General features: G+C 64.4%; 10 protein-coding genes. 4 read left to right on the top strand and 6 right to left on the bottom strand.

What is annotated here, in order from left to right; all coding sequences use genetic code 11:
• Positions 1 to 5: 5 nt before the first annotated feature.
• Positions 6 to 914, top strand: a complete 909-nt coding sequence (locus GHT07_RS10865) for a LysR family transcriptional regulator (protein WP_153585083.1) — start codon at positions 6 to 8, stop codon at positions 912 to 914.
• Here the strand turns inward: GHT07_RS10865 and GHT07_RS10860 are convergent.
• Positions 903 to 3,761 carry an aconitate hydratase gene (locus GHT07_RS10860; RefSeq protein WP_407646621.1) on the bottom strand — a complete coding sequence of 953 codons (2,859 nt, stop codon included), beginning with the start codon at positions 3,759 to 3,761 and terminating at the stop codon, positions 903 to 905. The genes GHT07_RS10865 and GHT07_RS10860 overlap by 12 nt on opposite strands.
• A gap of 104 nt (positions 3,762 to 3,865) precedes the next feature.
• Positions 3,866 to 4,948, bottom strand: a complete 1,083-nt coding sequence (gene serC / locus GHT07_RS10855; protein WP_153585081.1) for a 3-phosphoserine/phosphohydroxythreonine transaminase — start codon at positions 4,946 to 4,948, stop codon at positions 3,866 to 3,868.
• Positions 4,949 to 5,061: 113 nt separating this feature from the next.
• On the opposite strand from serC, the gene GHT07_RS10850 reads away from it, so the two are divergent.
• A complete protein-coding gene (locus GHT07_RS10850; RefSeq protein ID WP_153585080.1) occupies positions 5,062 to 5,889 on the top strand; it encodes a helix-turn-helix domain-containing protein in 828 nt (275 codons plus the stop codon).
• A gap of 70 nt (positions 5,890 to 5,959) precedes the next feature.
• Complete coding sequence (locus GHT07_RS10845; RefSeq protein ID WP_323740888.1) at positions 5,960 to 11,221, top strand: AAA family ATPase; 5,262 nt, start codon at positions 5,960 to 5,962, stop codon at positions 11,219 to 11,221.
• Here the strand turns inward: GHT07_RS10845 and GHT07_RS10840 are convergent.
• Positions 11,218 to 12,525 carry an MFS transporter gene (locus tag GHT07_RS10840; RefSeq protein ID WP_153585078.1) on the bottom strand — a complete coding sequence of 436 codons (1,308 nt, stop codon included), beginning with the start codon at positions 12,523 to 12,525 and terminating at the stop codon, positions 11,218 to 11,220. The two genes, GHT07_RS10845 and GHT07_RS10840, sit on opposite strands and share 4 nt — an antisense overlap.
• Positions 12,526 to 12,733: 208 nt before the next feature.
• Here GHT07_RS10840 and GHT07_RS10835 point away from each other — a divergent pair, with 208 nt between their 5' ends.
• Complete coding sequence (locus GHT07_RS10835) at positions 12,734 to 13,195, top strand: hypothetical protein (RefSeq protein ID WP_153585077.1); 462 nt, start codon at positions 12,734 to 12,736, stop codon at positions 13,193 to 13,195.
• Between the two features lie 99 nt (positions 13,196 to 13,294).
• Here GHT07_RS10835 and GHT07_RS10830 read toward each other — a convergent pair whose 3' ends face one another.
• The 3 genes from GHT07_RS10830 to GHT07_RS10820 are packed head-to-tail and all read right to left on the bottom strand — an operon-like array spanning position 13,295 to position 17,532.
• Complete coding sequence (locus GHT07_RS10830; protein WP_153585076.1) at positions 13,295 to 15,880, bottom strand: bifunctional aconitate hydratase 2/2-methylisocitrate dehydratase; 2,586 nt, start codon at positions 15,878 to 15,880, stop codon at positions 13,295 to 13,297.
• 30 nt (positions 15,881 to 15,910) lie between these two features.
• Positions 15,911 to 16,528, bottom strand: a complete 618-nt coding sequence (locus GHT07_RS10825; protein WP_228488283.1) for a hypothetical protein — start codon at positions 16,526 to 16,528, stop codon at positions 15,911 to 15,913.
• Positions 16,525 to 17,532 (bottom strand): HpcH/HpaI aldolase/citrate lyase family protein, encoded by a 1,008-nt coding sequence (locus GHT07_RS10820; protein ID WP_407646620.1) that lies wholly within the window; start codon positions 17,530 to 17,532, stop codon positions 16,525 to 16,527. The genes GHT07_RS10825 and GHT07_RS10820 overlap by 4 nt, the downstream gene beginning before the upstream one ends.
• Between the last annotated feature and the right edge of the window lie 3 nt (positions 17,533 to 17,535).

Below are 17,535 nucleotides of genomic sequence, written 5' to 3'. Positions count from 1 at the left end.
GCGCCATGGATCTCAAACGCCTCGGGCATATCGTCGCCCTCGCCGACGAAGCGAATTTCTCGCGCGCTGCCGAGCGCGTGCATCTCAGCCAGCCCGCTTTCAGCCGCAGCATCCAGGCCGCCGAACACGAGCTCGGTGTCAGGCTGTTCGAGCGCGGCACCGGCGACGTCACCACCACACCAGCGGGCAACTTCGTTGCCGAGCGGGCGCGCCGCGTGCTGCAGGAGAGCCGCCGGCTCGAGCGCGATGTGCTGCTGTATCGCAAAGGCATGATCGGCCGCGTGTGCATCGGCGCCGGGCCCTTCGTGGCGGCTTCCCTGCTGCCACAGGTGGTAACTGACATTCGCGGGGAGTACCCCGAAGCGCAGCTGCACATCCAGGTGAACAACCCCGTGAGCATGCTGGAAGCGGTGCGCCGTGAAGAGCTGGACTTCTTCATCGGCGAAACGCGCGACGTGACGCGCGACGGCACGTTCGAAGTGCGCAAACTCGGCGGCCAGCGCGGCGGATTCTTCGTGCGTGCAGGCCACCCGCTCCTGGCCAGGGAGAAGCTGCGCATGGCGGATCTCGCACCGTTCGGCCTGGCGACCGGCCGCCTGCCAGGCCAGGTGCGCACGGGGCTGCACCGTGCCATGGGCATTCCAGCCGCCTCAACGCTGCCTGTGGCGGTGGAGTGCGATGACACGCACGTGTTGCGCAAAGTCGCGATGACGACCGACACGGTGATGATCGCCAGCCAGGAAATCCTCACGCAGGAAGTCAAGGCGGGCACGATGTATCGCCTGGCGTTGTCAGATGCCGGGCCCGCTTACACCGATCTCGGCGTTGTCTCGCTGGCGGGCCGCATGCATTCGCCGCTTGCCCAGCACGCGATCGAAAAACTCGCAGCCCTGGCAGAAGGCCTAGGCGAGTAGCTGCCTCAGCACGAACGGCAGAATGCCGCCGTGGCGGTAGTAGTCCACCTCGATCGGCGTGTCGATGCGCAGCTTGCAAATCACTTCCAGGCTGCTGCCGTCGGCGCGGTGAATCACGAGCCTGGCATCGCTTTGCGGCTTGAGCTCGGGATCGGGAATGACGTCGACCAGCTCTTCGCCATTCAGGCGCAGCGACTGCCAGGTGTCGCTGCCCTGGAACTGCAGCGGCAACACGCCCATGCCCACGAGGTTGCTGCGATGGATGCGCTCGAAGCTGCGCGCAATCACGGCCTTGATGCCCAGCAACTGCGTGCCCTTGGCGGCCCAGTCGCGCGACGAGCCGGTGCCGTATTCTTCGCCGGCAAACACCACCGTAGCGCGGCCCTGCGCCACATACTTCATGGCCGCGTCGTAGATGAACATCTTCTCGGCGTGGCCCGCAGCATCACGATAGAGCGTGACGCCACCTTCTTCACGCGAGCCATCGGCGGCCGCCGGAATCATCAGGTTCTTGATGCGCACATTGGCGAACGTGCCGCGCATCATCACTTCATGATTGCCGCGCCGCGCGCCATAGCTGTTGAAGTCGGGCTTCTTCACGCCGTGGGCAAGCAGCCACTGCCCGGCAGGTGAGCTCTCCTTGATCGAGCCGGCAGGCGAGATGTGGTCGGTGGTGATCGAGTCGCCAAAGAGCGCCATCACGCGCGCATTGCGCACCGACACATCGCCGCCCGCTGCAGCGGGCGCCATCTGGAAGCCTTCGAAGAACGGCGGCTCGGCGATGTAAGTGCTTTGCGGCCAGGTGTAGGTGCCGCCACGCACGCCGTGAATCTCCTGCCAGAGCGGACCGGGCTCGGTCTTGACCTTCGCATAGTTCGCGCGGAAGGCCTTGCCCTTCATCGCGTACTTCATCAGCGCGTGGATCTCGTCGCTGCCCGGCCAGATGTCGCCCAGCCACACGTCCTTGCCGCCTTTGCCCTTGCCCACGGGCTCGGTCATCAGGTCGCGCAGCACGGTGCCAGCAATCGCATAGGCCACCACCAGCGGCGGGCTCGCGAGAAAGTTGGCTTTCAGGTTGGGGTGAATGCGCGCCTCGAAATTGCGGTTGCCCGACAGCACGGCAGCGCACACCAGGTCGCTCTGCGTGATCGCTTCGTTGATCTCGGGCGTCAAGTCGCCTGCATTGCCGATGCAGGTCGTGCAGCCATAGCCCACCAACGAAAAGCCAAGCTTTTCCAGATAGGGCATCAGGCCGGATTCAGTGAGGTATTCAGTAACGATGCGCGAGCCCGGCGCCAGCGAAGTCTTCACGTGTGGCTTGACTCGCAGCCCCGCCTCGACCGCCTTCTTCGCGAGCAGGCCGGCAGCAAGCAGCACGCCAGGGTTGGAGGTGTTCGTGCAGCTCGTGATGGCCGCGATCAGCACGTCGCCATTGCCGATCGTCACGTCTTCCACCCGCACTTCAGAGGCTGCATCAGAGTGGGCTGAGGCGAGCGTCGGCTTGTTGCCTTCCATCTCCATGACCGAGCGCGGCGCCGCCAGCGGCGTCGGCGGGCTGGCCAGACTCTTCGGGTCCGGCGTTTGTCCGGCGCGCTTGACAAGGTGCCGCGTGAGCAACGTTTCCTTTGGCTGGTTGAAGCCGTTCTCGGTGGGCGGCTTCGAATACAGCGAGGCGAACTGGCTGGCAACCTTGCCGATCTCGATGCGGTCCTGCGGGCGCTTCGGGCCAGCCAGGCTCGGCGTGACATCGCCCAGGTCGAGCTTCACGACACTCGTGTAGTCGATCTCGCCGGCCACCGGAACGCCAAACAAGCCCTGCGCGCGGAAGTACGCTTCGAACGCCTCGATCTCGTCCTTCGTGCGGCCGGTGCCGGTGAAGTATTCGATCGTGCGTTCATCCACAGGAAAGAAGCCCATCGTGGCGCCGTACTCGGGCGCCATGTTCGCGATCGTCGCGCGATCGGGCAGCGCCAGCGTGCGCGTGCCCTCGCCGAAGAACTCGACGAACTTGCCGACCACTTTGTGCCTGCGCAGGATTTCCGTGACAGTGAGCACGAGGTCCGTCGCAGTGCAGCCTTCACGTAGCCGGCCCGTGAGCTCGAAGCCCACCACATCGGGCGTGAGCATGTACACCGGCTGGCCGAGCATGGCCGCTTCAGCTTCGATGCCGCCAACGCCCCAGCCGACGACGCCAATGCCATTGATCATGGTCGTGTGGCTGTCGGTGCCCACGAGTGTGTCGGGGTAGTACACGCCGTCTGCCGTCTTGAACACACCGCGCGCCAGGTATTCAAGGTTGACCTGGTGCACGATGCCGAAGCCCGGCGGCACCACGCCGAAGGTGTTGAACGCCTGCATGCCCCACTTCATGAACTGGTAGCGCTCGCGGTTGCGCTTGAACTCCAGCTTCATGTTCAGGTCGAGCGAATCCTTCGTGCCGTAGTGGTCCACCATGATCGAGTGATCGACCACAAGATCAACGGGCACCAGCGGCTCGATCGCTGCGGCGTTACGCCCCAGGCGTGAGGCAGCGCTGCGCATCGCAGCGAGATCGGCGAGCAGTGGCACGCCGGTGAAGTCCTGCAGCACGACGCGTGCGACGACGAACGGGATTTCGTCCGAGCGATCGGCATTCGCAAACCAGTTCGCAACCTGGCGAACGTGCTCAGCGTTGACCTTCAGGCCGTCGCAATTGCGCAGCACCGACTCGAGCACGATGCGCATGCTGACGGGCAGGCGATTGATCTTGGGGTACTGCTGCGCAAGAGCCGGCAGCGAGTGAAAGCGCCCGGTCTTGCCGGAGGCTGTCTTGAAGGTCTTGAGGGTGTGGGCGAAGGCGTGCGGCATCCGGGAAAACCTCGGTGTGGTTGCGGTTGCAGCCATTGTGCAACTCGCAACCAACCCCGTGGGGTGTGATGGCTTCCTGCCCAGCCGTGCCCCGCCCGCCGTACTCAGCCGTGGCGGACTTCGAAATCCTTCATGTAGGCCACCAGCGCCTTCACGCCTTCGATCGGCATCGCGTTGTAGATCGAAGCGCGCATGCCGCCGGAAATGCGGTGGCCCTTCAACTGGATCATTCCCTTGTCCGCCGCGCCTTGAAGGAACGCTTCATCGAGCGATTCGTCCTTGAGCTTGAACGGCACGTTCATCAGCGAGCGGTCTTCACGCGCGACCGAGTTGTAGAAGAACTTGCTCTCGTCAAGAAAGTCGTACAGCACCGCTGCCTTGGCCTCGTTGTGCACCTGCATCGCCGCCAGGCCGCCCTGCGCCTTGATGTGGTTGAACACCAGCCCCGCGATATAGATCGCGTAGGTGGGCGGCGTGTTGAACATCGAGTCGGCTTCGGCTTGCAGCTGGTAGTTGAAGGCCGAGGGCGTGATGGGCAAGGCGTGGCCGAGCAGGTCGTCGCGCACGATCACGATCGTCAGGCCCGAAGGCCCCATGTTCTTTTGCGCACCCGCGTAGATCAGCCCGTATTTCGACACGTCGAGCGGCCGCGACATGAGGTTCGACGACATGTCCGCCACGAGTGGCACGCTGCCCGTGTCAGGCGTCCAGTGATATTCAACGCCCCCAATCGTCTCGTTGGAGCAGATGTGCACGTACGAAGCCTGTGGGTCGAGCTTCCACGTCGATTGTTTGGGGATGCTGCGGAACTTGTCGCCCTCGCCGGTGGCGGCAATGTTGATCGTGCCGAACGTTTGCGCTTCCTTGAACGAGCGCTGCGACCAGTCGCCTGTGAGCACGTAGTCGGCCTTGCCTGTCTTGCCGATCAGGTTCATCGGCACGATGGCGTTCTCGCCAATGGCGCCGCCCTGCATGAAAAGCACCTTGTAGTTGGCTGGCACGGCGAGCAGTTCGCGCGCGAGCGCCTGCGCCTCGTCGTAGATCGAAATGAACTGCTTGCCGCGGTGGCTCATCTCCATGACCGACATGCCGCTGCCGTGCCAGTCGAGCATCTCTTGCGCTGCTTTGCGCAGAACGGGTTCGGGGAGCGTGGCGGGGCCGGGGCTGAAATTGAAGACGCGCGTCATGGAAATGGAGGCTGTAGGTACAGAGCTGGACTGTGCAGGATCGGTCTTCGAGCATACAAGACATGACGTGCCAGGTAGTGGGCAGGCGCCGGGGGAATGCCTACCATGACGTCATGAATACTGCGCCTGACTTCGCCCATCGCCCGACGCCGCGGCCGTTCGGCGAGCACCTGAAGCACTGGCGGCAACACCGGCGGCTCAGCCAGCTCGACCTGGCGCACCAGGCCAATATCTCCACCCGCCACCTGAGCTTCGTCGAGACGGGCCGGTCGGCGCCCAGCCGCGAGATGGTGCTGCGCCTGGCCGCACGGCTCGACGTCCCGCTGCGCGAGCGCAATACCTTGCTCGTTGCCGCCGGCTACGCACCGATGTACAAGGAGCACGCGCTGAGTGACCCGGCGCTGGCGAACGCGCGCAGCGCGGTGGAACTGATTCTCAAGAGCCACGAGCCGTATCCCGCCCTGGCGGTAGACCGGCACTGGAGCCTTCTCGCGGCAAACCGGATGGTCCCGCTGCTGATGGCGGGCGCCGACCCGGCGCTGCTGGAAGGCCAGGTGAACGTGCTGCGGCTGAGCCTGCATCCGCGGGGGCTTGCGTCGCGCATCCTGAACCTGAACCAGTGGCGCGCCCACATCTTCGAGCGGCTGCGCCAGCAGATTGAAGTGACAAACGACCAGGCGCTGGCCGATCTGCTGCAGGAGTTGCGCACGTACCCCGCAGCAAACGGCGCGCAGGACATCCGCATCGACGGCGAGCATCTGGGGGTGGTGATGCCGCTGTCGTTCCGCACGCCTGCGGGCGTTTTGAACTTCATCAGCACGACCACCGTTTTCGGCACACCCATTGACATCACGTTGCAGGAGTTGGCGCTGGAAACCTTCTTTCCGGCAGATCAAGCGACGTCCGGCGCCTTGCGTGACCTGGTGGCACAGCTTGAATGAGTGCGTGGCGCGGCCCGGACGTCCGCACATTGTCTTTGCCCGGCAATTCGAAAACTGTTACACCATATAGGTGTTCCCAGCCTCAACGTTCCGAAACGGGGAAGTGCTCTACGAAAGCCCGACCACGCGGGTTTTTCGATCGCTGCACCCACAACCCTATATCTGCAAAGAGCAGGTCGGACCCGATGCTGCGCGGCGCATGCGTCACGAGACCAGCTTGCTGCAACGGCTCAAAGCGATCGAAGGCATTGCCCGATTGGCGGTGGGCATCGAAGTCGACGGGATGCTCGTACTTCACGACCACGGGGGCACGACGCTGGCGCAGCAGCTGCAGGCGGGCCCCGTCGACGCTGACACGCTGGTGAAGCTGGCGATGCAGCTGGCTCGCACGCTGGCCGAAATTCACCGGCGCGGCGTGGTCCACCGGGACGTGAATCCCACCAACATCGTGATGTCGTCGTCCGGCGATGCTGTGCTGATCGACTTCGATCTGGCAGGCATGCCCGGGCAGCCCGGCTTTGTGCCGCCAGACGGCGAAGTCATGGGCACCCTGGCCTATCTGGCACCAGAGCAAAGCGGTCGGACCGGCCGCGCTGTGGATCAGCGCGCAGACCTGTACGCGCTGGGCGTCACGCTCTATGAGGCGGCCACAGGCCGGCTGCCGTTCGAATCACTTGAAACCCTGAACCTGATCCACCAGCACCTGGCGGTCGATCCGGTGCCGCCACACCAGCTTGACGCCCGGGTACCGGCGGGCCTGTCGGCCATCGTGCTGCGGCTGATGGCCAAGGCGCCGGAGCAGCGCTACCAGAGCGCCGACGGCCTGCTGAACGACCTGAGGCTGCTGCGCCAGAAACTGGACGCTGGCGATCACGGCATGTTCGAGCTGGGCGAGCGCGACTTTCCGGCGAGGCTGGCGCCACCGCGTCAGCTTGTCGCACGCGACGCCGAACTCGCCAGCCTGGCTGGCGCGTTTGCGCGTGCGCTCGACGAGCCGCAAGGCGCCGTGCTGGTCGAGGGCGCAGCGGGTGTTGGCAAGAGCGTGCTGATTCATGAACTGCGCGCTTTGGCTGCAGCGGCGGGCGGCTGGTTCGTCCACGGCAAATTCGACCAGTTCCAAAAGGACGCTGCCACCGCCGGCGCAGTGACACAAACTACCCAGGCAGTCGCTCGATTGCTGCTGGCCCTGCCACCCCAGGATCTGGCCGCGCAGCGCCAACGCATTCTCAGTGTGCTGGGCCACAACGCGGGCCTGATGACGCGCCTGGCGCCTGAGTTTGGTTTGCTGTTGGGTGCGCACCCCGCGGTGCCTGAAGTTGACCCGAGCCAGGCCGAGGAGCGCTTTCAACAGGCCATCTTGGACCTGCTCACAGCCATCGTGTCACCTGAGCGGCCGCTGGTGGTCGTGTTCGACGACCTGCACTGGGCCGGTCCGGCGTCCCTGCGCGGGTTCGCGCGCATGGTGAGTGAAAGCGGTGTGCGCGGCCTGCTGCTGGTGGGCGCATACAGACCCGAAGAAGTAGGCCCGGACGATGTCCTCACGCCGATGCTTGCGCAGTGGAGCCAGCTCGCTGCGCCGCCACTTCGAATTGCGCTGGGCAATCTCGATGAAGGCAGTACGGGGCTACTCCTCGAGAAGATGCTGCGCCTGGGAGGCGATCGCGCTCTCGAACTGGCGCGCGCAGTGCGCACCCTGAGCGCAGGCAATCCATTCGACACACTGGAGATGGTCAATGCATTGCGCGCAGATGGCGTGCTCGGTCACGACAATACCGGCTGGCATTGGAACAGCGATGAAGTGCGCCACTACGTCGGCGCCAGCAACGTGGTGGACCTGCTCAAGGCGCGTATCGAACGCCTGCCCGCCGCTTCTCGCGAGCTCGTGGAGTTCATGAGCTGCCTGGGCAACTCGGTGGAATTTCAGCTGCTGGCGGCGGCGGTGAGGCTGGGCGCGAGAGAGCTTGAAGAGCGGCTGGGCGCTCTGCTTGAAGACGGCTTGCTCCTTGCCGAATCGGTGGCCGGCCAGCGCATCGTGCGCTTTCGGCATGACCGGGTCCAGCAAGCCGTGATGGGCGCCCTGCCTGGCGAGCGGCGCATGCACCACCAGCTTGCGATGGCGCGATCGCTGTCGGCTCACCCCGCGTACGAGCACGAGGCAGCTGCGCAATACCTGCCCTGCGCCGGCGCGTTGCGCGAACCCGCCGAACAGCGGCTGGCTGCACGCCTGTTCGTTGACCTGGCACGTCGGCTCGCCAGCACGGCGACCTACCAGCTCGCCGAGCGGTACCTTGCCGCCGCCAGCGACCTGCTTGAACAGGGCGAGCCAGACACAGCCATGCGCGCGACGATCGACAAAGGTCGACACGCGGCTTTGTACAGCCTGGGCAGACTGCAGGAGTCCGATCCGGTATTTGCCGCGCTACGCTCACGCGCCACTGACGCGCTGGAGATGGTCGAGCCTACCTGTCTGCAGATGCGCAGCCTCTTTATGCGGGGGCAGACCGAGCAAGCCAAGACACTGGGACTGGACTTGCTCAAGCAGCTGGGCCTGCAAGTGCCGCCGAATTACGACGCGCCGGATACGCACGCGCGAATGGATGGCCTGGCGCAATGGGTGCGCGAGGACTCGCAACTGGACCACGGGCGCCGAAAGTGCATCCAGGACGAACGCCTGCTGGCCATCGCCAAAGTGCTGGGCCGACTGACGCGGCCGGCGTATTTTCCGCCGGACAGCAAGGCCTTCCAGTGGCTCTTGTTGCAATGCCAGCGCCTGTGGGCCGAACACGGTCCTTGTCCTGAACTGGTGTCAAGCCTGGGACGCATGAGCAGCATGCTCATCACGCTGCGTGGCGACTACCGGACTGCCTATGAGGTGTCACGCCACGTGCTGGCGGTGGGCCAGGCGCTGGGCTGGGAGCCGCAGACATCGGAGGCGCGCTTTCTCTTCGCGACGTTCGCGGGCCACTGGTTCGAGCCGCTCGAACAGGTGTTCCGGCAGTTGACTCAAGCGTGCGAAGGCGTGCGCTCTTCGGGCGACGCGTCCTATGCGGGCTATGTGCACGCCGTGCTGATCACAAGCCTGCTGGAGATCAACGCGACTGTGGGCGCTTCCATGACCGAGCTGCAAGCAGGCATTGCCATGTGCCAGCGCGCAGGAAACGTTCACGCGGCTGCGCAGCATATGTGCGAGCTCCAGATGCTGCGCGCACTGGCAGGGCAAACCACGCGGTGGGACAGCTTCGACGACGGCCAGTTCAGCGAACAGGACTTTCTGGCGCGAGTCGGGCAGCTGCCTTATATGCAGCACACCTACGCTGAGTGCCGCGCGATGCACGGCCTCATCATGGGCGAAGCCGACATCCTGGTGCCTCACGCAGTGCTCGGCAAGGCGCAGTCCGGCGATGTGGCCGGGTACTACATGAGCGTGTATGCCAACCTCTTCCATGCCTTGGCGCGTGCATGGCAACTGCGCGCGGGCGTGACCGCCGAAGAGCGCGAGCATCTCACCGATGAACTCCAGGCCAGTCGCGCATGGCTGGCCGCTCGCGCCGTGGACCAGCCCGCCAACTTTGCACACCTGCTGCGGCTGGTCGAGGCCGAACAAGCCTGGGCAATTGGCGACATGTGGGGCGCCGCAGCAGCCTTCGATGCGGCGTTTGCCGAGCCTGGCATCCGTGCGCGCCCTTGGCACCGCGCGGTCATCACCGAGCGCGCCGGCCTGTTCCACCTTGCGACAGGCGTGAGCCATATGGGCCGCCGGCTTGTGGCGGATGCACGCGACCAGTTCCTGGCCTGGGGCGCGAAGGCAAAGGTCGCCGTGATGCAGAGCCGCTATGACTTCCTCAGTGAGCCGCAGCCGGGCGAGACCCATAAGATTCGCGCTGGTATCGCCTCCGCAGCCTCCATGCCGGCACGCGCCAGCACCAGCGGCCTTTCGTCCGGCGAGATCGACCTGCTGGGTGTTCTGCGCGCGTCCCAGGCGCTCAGTTCTGAAACGAGCCCGGAGCGGCTAGCCACCCGAGTCACGCAGGTGCTGGCTGCCCTCACCGGCGCGACGCGCGTGCATGTACTCGCCTGGATAGACGACGACTGGCTGCTTCTGGCGCCGTCGCCCGGCGAGTCATCAATCCCTGTCGCCGTGGCCGGTCAACGCGGCGTGCTGCCACTGTCGGTCTGCTCTTATGCGCAGCGCACGGGCGAAGCACTCGTGGTGGACGACGTGCTGGCCGACGACCGCTTCTGGCGTGACCGGTACTTCGCCTTCCTGCCGCGCTGCTCGGTGATGGTTGCCCCTATCGTCGGCCAGGGCAATACACGCGCCATGCTCTATCTGGAGAACACGCAAGGCACTTCGACATTTAGCGCGCAACGGCTCGAAGCCGTGATGCTGATTGCCGGGCAGCTGGCCGTGTCGCTGGCGAACGCGTGGCTGTATGAGAGCCTGGAAGAGCGCGTACGCAAGCGCACGGTCGAGCTGGAAGAAATGCAGGAACGACTGGTGGACACAGCCAGGCGCGCCGGCAAAGCAGAGGTTGCGAACAACGTGCTGCACAACGTGGGCAACGTGCTCAACAGCGTGACCGTATCGACCAGCCTGGTACGTACAACCTTGGCCAACTCACGCCTGAGTGGCTTCGACCGCGCGCTCCAGATGATGAAAGATCGCGAGCGCCAGCTGGCGAGCGTGCTGCCCGGCGACATGCAAGGTGCTGCCTTGCTGGCCTACCTGGACAGCCTGGCCACGACGCTGCAGCAGGAGCAGAAAGACGCGCTCGACAACCTGGACCGCGTGACGCGCAGCGTGGACCACATCAGCTACGTCGTGGCGGCGCAGCAGTCGCATGCGGGCGCGTCCACCGTGGTCGAGTCCGCGCAGCCCCAAGACATCCTGGAGGAGGCGCGGGATCTCTGCAACGACGTGATCGCGCGTGGCGGCATTGACGTGACGCTGCGCAGCGAGGCAAACGCCGCCATGCTTCTGGATCGCTCGCGGCTGCTGCAGATCCTGGTGAACCTCGTCAGGAATGCGGCGCAGGCCATGGAGGGTATGCCTGCAGGCGCGCGGCAACTCATCTTGTCCGCCAGCGTGGTCGAACATGAACTGGGCGAGTACCTGCGCATCGCTGTGCAAGACGTCGGTGAGGGCATACCGCAGGAGCTGCTTACGCGCATTTTTGCGCACGGTGTTTCAGCGCGCAAAGGCGGACACGGCTTCGGCTTGCACAGCAGCGCGCTGGCTGCGATGGAGATGGACGGCAAGCTCACCGCGCACAGCGACGGGCCAGGACGCGGTTCGACTTTTGTGCTGGAAGTGCCAGCGATACCCGCTTAAGTGCGCGTCAGCTGCAAGGCTGCCTGCCTGCCGCGCTCAACATTCACGCGAGTGAGGATCGCCAGGCCCACGATGAACAGCCCGGCTGTCGACAGGATGGCCATCCGCTGGTTGCCACCGGTCAACCAGGTGATCGTGCCGTACGACAGCGGGCCAATAATGCTGGCCAGACGCAAAGCAAACGTCCACAGCCCATAGAACTCAGCGCGCTGCCCGGCTGGCGCGAACACACCAGCCAGTGCCCGCCCGGCCGACTGGCTCGATCCCATGCACAGACCGGCGATGGTGCAGGCCACCCAGAACTCGAGCTTGCTCGTCGAAGCAGACGCCAGTACACAGACGAGCGTCCATCCGACCAGCGTGGCGCCCAACGCGCGCTTGTGTCCGACGCGGTCCTGCAGGTAACCCCACGCGAAAGAGCCGCCGGCCGCAGCGAGGTTCAGCACGAAGATCAGCACCATCGTTTCCTGCGGCTTGAAGCCGATCACCTGTTCGGCGTAAATCGCTGCCAGCGAGATCGCCACTGCGATGCCGCCCTGATAGAACACGGCGCACGTCATGAGCCACATGAAGTCGGTGTATCGACGTGCCTGCCGGGCCGTGCTGCTCAACTGGTGCAGCGACGCGATAAAGCCGCCTTGGCGCAGCGATTCAACGTTGACTTGCGCACGCTCCTTGAGCAGCCAGAACGTGGCCAGCGATGCCAAGCCGTAGATCGCTGCCGTGATCAGCATCGTGACCGGCACAAACTCGGAAGCCGGGATTTTCTGCCCCTGCGCCCAGATCACATAGGCCAGGCAGATGCCCAGCGTCAGCATGCCGCCCAGGTAACCGAAGCTCCAGCCCCAGCCGCTCACCTTGCCCAACGACTCGGGCTTGGCAAGTTCTGGCAGGAAGGCAGCCGTGAGCGATTCGCCATACGTGTAGAACACGTTGGACACGATGATCAGGAACATCGCCAGCACCACCGCACCCGGCTGCGCCCAGACCAGTGCGGCCGTGCCGAGCACACAACCGACCGTGATGATCGCGAGCAAGCGTTTTTTCGCGGCGCGCAAGTCGGCATACGCGCCGATAGTGGGCATGGTCACCATCACGATCAGGTGCGAGATGCTCAAGGCCAGCGTCCAGGCAAAGGTGGCCCACGGCGCCTTTTGCGCAACGCCACTCACGAAGTACGCGGCAAACACGGCGGTGATGACCACCGTGGTGTAGCCCGAGTTGGCGAAGTCGTACATCGCCCAGCCAAACACTTCGCGCTTGCGAACACCGGGGTTCAATGCGTCCTGGGAAAACAGGTTCATGACATTTATGGATGAGGTACTTGTCGCCAGTTTAAGTGTCGCGGCGAACGCTCGCGTGAGCGCGGTCCGCGCCTACGGCTGAGTCTGCAATGGCTCACGGCATTGATGCGCAAGCGCCGACGGATGGACGATACGGCATTGACGACCATGGGACCAGCCCTTTGAGGGCCCTATTAACCGATATCGCTTCCGTCTGGAGTTACCTGATATGACATTTGCAAAAAACAAAATCGTTACCGCCGCCCTCGCCGTGGTCCTTTCCGGCACCCTCGGCCTGGCCATGGCAACAGGCTCTAGCGGCAGTTCAGGTGGCGGCTCTGGTGGTGGCACGGGTGGTGGCACGGGAGGCGGGTCGGGCAGTTCCGGCGGCGCGGGCGCTGGCGGTACCGGAAGTGGATCGGGCGGCGGCGGCGCTGGCAATGCGAGTGGCAGCAGCGCTGGTGGCGCGTCTGTTGGAACGGCCACTGGCTCTGGCATCGGCTCCGGCTCGAACGGGGGCGTGACGACGTCTACAGCAAACTCGGCGTCGATGGGCGGCTACGGCAAACCGGTCACTGCAATGGGCACAGGCTCGACGACAACGAGCTCGATCGGTACACCGATGGCGTCTACGTCGATGGGCGCAAGCGCAAAGAAGCGCAGTCACCGCGCGAAGGCCGATCGCAACTGACCGGCTACGGCCACGCCTTGGCTGACATTGCCTGACAAGGCGCGATGAAAGAAAAAAAAGCGGCCCGAAGGCCGCTTTTTTTGCGAGCCACGTGCGTGATCAGGCCGCGACTGAATCCGCAGCGTCCGTGTAGTCCTTCACCTTGTCGAAGTTCAGGTACTGGTACACCTTGTCGCTTGCCGCCGTGAGCACGCCCATGTCGGCCATGTATTCCTCTTTGGTTGGAATGCGTCCGAGCTTCGAGCAGATGGCAGCAAGCTCTGCGCTGCCGAGGTATACGTTGCTGTTCTTGCCCAGGCGGTTGGGGAAGTTGCGCGTGCTGGTCGAGAACACGGTCGCGCCTTCTTTCACCTGCGCCTGGTTGCCCATGCACAGGCTGCAACCTGGCATTTCCATACGCGCGCCTGCTGTGCCGAGCACGCCATAGTGGCCTTCTTCGGTGAGTTGCTTCGCATCCATCTTGGTGGGCGGAGCCATCCACAGCTTCACGGGAATGTCGCGCTTGTTTTCGAGCAATTTCGATGCCGCGCGGAAGTGGCCGATGTTGGTCATGCACGAGCCGATGAACACTTCATCGATCTTCGCGCCGGCCACTTCAGACAGTGTCTTCACGTCGTCCGGGTCGTTCGGGCAGGCCACGATGGGTTCGTGGATTTCGGCCAGGTCGATCTCGATCACGGCAGCGTATTCGGCGTCGGCGTCGGCCTTCATCAGCACGGGGTTCGCCAGCCACGCTTCCATCGCCTTGATGCGGCGGTTGATGGTGCGCACATCCGTGTAGCCCGACGCGATCATCCACTTGAGCATCGTGATGTTGCTCTGGATGTATTCGATGATCGGCTCCTTGTTCAGGTGCACGGTGCAGCCGCCTGCCGAACGCTCAGCCGAAGCGTCGCTCAGCTCGAAAGCCTGTTCGACCTTCAGGTCAGGCAGGCCTTCGATTTCCAGGATGCGGCCCGAGAAGATGTTCTTCTTGCCTTGCTTGGCGACCGTGAGCAGGCCCGCCTTGATCGCGTACAGCGGAATGGCGTTCACCAGGTCGCGCAACGTGACGCCGGGCTGCATCGTTCCCTTGAAGCGCACGAGCACGCTCTCGGGCATGTCCAGCGGCATCACGCCCGTGGCAGCGCCGAATGCGACGAGGCCGGAGCCGGCGGGGAAGCTGATGCCGATCGGAAAGCGCGTGTGGCTGTCGCCGCCCGTGCCCACCGTATCGGGCAGCAGCATGCGGTTGAGCCACGAGTGGATGATGCCGTCGCCCGGGCGCAGCGGAACGCCGCCACGGTTGCTGATGAACTCGGGCAGCTCGTGATGCATCTTCACGTCCACCGGCTTCGGATAGGCCGCCGTGTGGCAGAAGCTCTGCATCACCAGGTCGGCGCTGAAGCCCAGGCACGCGAGGTCTTTCAACTCGTCGCGCGTCATCGGGCCCGTCGTGTCTTGCGAGCCGACTGAGGTCATCTTCGGTTCGCAATACGTGCCCGGGCGCACGCCCTGGCCTTCAGGCAGGCCGCAGGCCTTGCCGACCATCTTCTGCGCGAGCGTGAAGCCCTTCTTCGTGTCGAACGGTGCAGTGGGCAGGCGGAACATCGTGGAAGGCGGCAGGCCCAGCGCCTCGCGTGCCTTGGCCGTCAGGCCGCGGCCGATGATCAGGGGAATGCGGCCACCGGCGCGCACTTCGTCGAACAGCACGTCGCTCTTGAGGCGGAACTCGGCGATCACCTCGCCGTTCTTGAGCGCCTTGCCTTCGTACGGGCGCAGCTCGACTTCATCGCCCATCTCCATCTTGCTCACGTCGAGCTCGATCGGCAGCGCGCCCGAGTCTTCCATCGTGTTGTAGAAAATCGGCGCGATCTTGCCGCCCAGGCACACACCGCCAAAGCGCTTGTTCGGCACGAACGGAATGTCTTCACCCGTGAACCACAGCACCGAGTTGGTGGCCGACTTGCGCGATGAGCCCGTGCCCACCACGTCGCCCACATAAGCCACGAGGTTGCCCCTGGCGCGCAGTTCCTCGATGAACTTCACCGGGCCGCGCTTGCCTTCTTCTTCGGGCGTGATGCCCGGGCGCGGGTTCTTGTGCATGGCCAGTGCATGCAGCGGAATGTCGGGGCGGCTCCATGCATCGGGCGCGGGCGAGAGGTCGTCGGTGTTGATTTCGCCGGACACCTTGAAGATGCTGACCTTGATGCTCAGCGGCACTTCGGGGCGGCTGGTGAACCACTCGGCATCCGCCCAGCTTTGCAGCACCGCTTTGGCGTTGGCGTTGCCCTTGTCGGCCTTGTCCTTGACGTCATGGAACTGGTCGAACATCAGCAAGGTCTTCTTCAGGCCCTCGGCTGCGACGCCGCCGACTTGCGCGTCGTCGAGCAAGTCGATCAGCGGGCTGATGTTGTAGCCGCCAAGCATCGTGCCGAGCAACTGCGTTGCATGTTCGCGCGTGATCACCGGGCACACCTCGGTGCCATGTGCCACGGCTGCCAGGTAGCTCGCCTTGACCTTGGCGGCGTCGTCCACGCCAGCGGGCACACGGTGCGTGATCAGATTGACCAGGAACTCGGCCTCACCTGGCGACGCCGTCTTGAGCAGCTCGACGAGTTCGGCGGTTTGCTGGGCCGACAGCGGCAGCGGCGGGATGCCGAGCGCGGCGCGTTCGGCGACGTGATTCACATAGGCTTGCAACATGATCTCTCTCCGTTCAAATAGTCTTGGTTTTCAGTTCGGCCCACTCGGCTTCGACGTTGCCGTGGTCGAGGGGCCTGCCGGTGTGGACTCAAGCAAGTTCACTGCCGGTTTTTTCTTCATCTCTTCTGCGAAGGTGACTTGCGCGGGGCTCTGGCATTCGTCGGCCAGGCGCTGGCCGAGCTTCTGGCTCATGAGCATCGACTTGTTGCCCAGCTGCAGCCACATTGCGCCGCGCTTCGGGTCTTCCAGGCGAATGGCGCCCGTGCGGCTTTCCACCGGGTGCATCGCAAAGCGGTAACCCTTGGTGGACACCAGAAAGAGGCCTTCACGCTTCATCGGTGCGATTTTTACCGTGGCGCCGAGTTCGCAGGGGATGTCGCCCACGAAGATCTTTTTGGCGACTTCAAGGTCAGCTTCAGTGAGCGTGACAGTCGGGTCGTCGTCGATGGGCGTCATTTCCTCCACTGCTTTCTGCGCCGAGGGAGCGAGCTTGGGCTTGGCAGGGGTTTTGGCAGCAGGCTTGGTTGCCGCCGGCTTGGCAGCAGGCTTGGCTGGCGCCGCTTGTGCGAGCGCGAGACCGGGCATCGCCGCAGCGATTGCCATCGCGCACAGCGCCCTGGTCATTGTGTGGGTGGTCGTGCTGTTCATACTGCCTGTCTCCTTGATGTGTTCTCGTGTTCGAACCATGGCTGCACTGTTTCGGGCAGGCGGCGCCCGGTGCGGTGCGCACGCTGCAGCACCTGCCAGTAGTAACGATAGCTGGCGCGGTCTTCAAGCTTGTGACGGTGGCTGATCGGCGCCCAGTCTGCAGCGGCCGCGGCCACCAGCACGTCAGACGCGATTTCGATTTCATGCTCGCCCGGCGCGAATGCTTCGAGGATCGGGCGGATCTGGTCGGGGTGGATGCTCCACATGCGCGTGAAGCCGAATTCGTCTGCAGCCCTGCGCGCAGCCGCCAGCATGGCCGCTTTGTCCTTGAATTCCGTCACGACGCAGTGCGAGGGCACCTTGCCATTTGCATGGCACGCCGATGCAATTTCAAGCTTGGCGCGCACCACCAGCGGATGGGTGAACTGCCCGTCGATGCCCATGCCCACAGAAGGAATGGCGCCGCCGTGGGCCGACACAAAATCCATCAGGCCGAAGCTGATCGACTGCACGCTCGTATGGGAAGCGATATCGAAGGCGCGATGCACGGCTGCGGGGGACTCAAGCAGTACATGCAGATGCAAATGCCCCGCACCCGCAGCGCCAAGCGCCTGCACGGCGGCATCGATATCGTTGGACGACTCGACCTTGGGCAGCATCACATGGCACAGGCGGCGGCCCGCCTGCCCCGCGATGATCGCGATGTCCTGCTCGAATGCAGGATGGTCCACCGGATGCACGCGAACGGCGACGCGTGCGCCGGGCCCAGCGGCATTTGCCAGTTCCACCACCAGCGCTGCATGCTCGGCTTCACCGCCGACCGGTGCGCCGTCTTCGCAGTCGAGCGTGACGTCAAAGACGCAGGCACCGAATTCTTCGGTCAGCTCTGCTTGCAGCTGCAAGCTCTTGCGCATGCGCGCCTCGACGCCGCTGTAGTGGTCGCACACCGGCAAAAAGCCGGCCTGCGCCTGGGCGCCGAGGAGGACGTCGCTGGGGTGTGTCACCAA

Origin of the sequence: Caenimonas koreensis DSM 17982, from assembly GCF_009646335.1 — a bacterium.
Classification (GTDB): domain Bacteria; phylum Pseudomonadota; class Gammaproteobacteria; order Burkholderiales; family Burkholderiaceae_C; genus Ramlibacter; species Ramlibacter koreensis.
This window is presented reverse-complemented; position numbering and strand designations above follow the sequence as displayed.

Coding starts and splice junctions, on each gene's coding strand:
- GHT07_RS10865 (WP_153585083.1), top strand. CDS start 6: ATGGATCTCAAACGCCTCGGGCATATCGTCGCCCTCGCCGACGAAGCG.
- GHT07_RS10860 (WP_407646621.1), bottom strand. CDS start 3,761: ATGCCGCACGCCTTCGCCCACACCCTCAAGACCTTCAAGACAGCCTCC.
- serC (WP_153585081.1), bottom strand. CDS start 4,948: ATGACGCGCGTCTTCAATTTCAGCCCCGGCCCCGCCACGCTCCCCGAA.
- GHT07_RS10850 (WP_153585080.1), top strand. CDS start 5,062: ATGAATACTGCGCCTGACTTCGCCCATCGCCCGACGCCGCGGCCGTTC.
- GHT07_RS10840 (WP_153585078.1), bottom strand. CDS start 12,525: ATGAACCTGTTTTCCCAGGACGCATTGAACCCCGGTGTTCGCAAGCGC.
- GHT07_RS10835 (WP_153585077.1), top strand. CDS start 12,734: ATGACATTTGCAAAAAACAAAATCGTTACCGCCGCCCTCGCCGTGGTC.
- GHT07_RS10830 (WP_153585076.1), bottom strand. CDS start 15,880: ATGTTGCAAGCCTATGTGAATCACGTCGCCGAACGCGCCGCGCTCGGC.
- GHT07_RS10825 (WP_228488283.1), bottom strand. CDS start 16,528: ATGAACAGCACGACCACCCACACAATGACCAGGGCGCTGTGCGCGATG.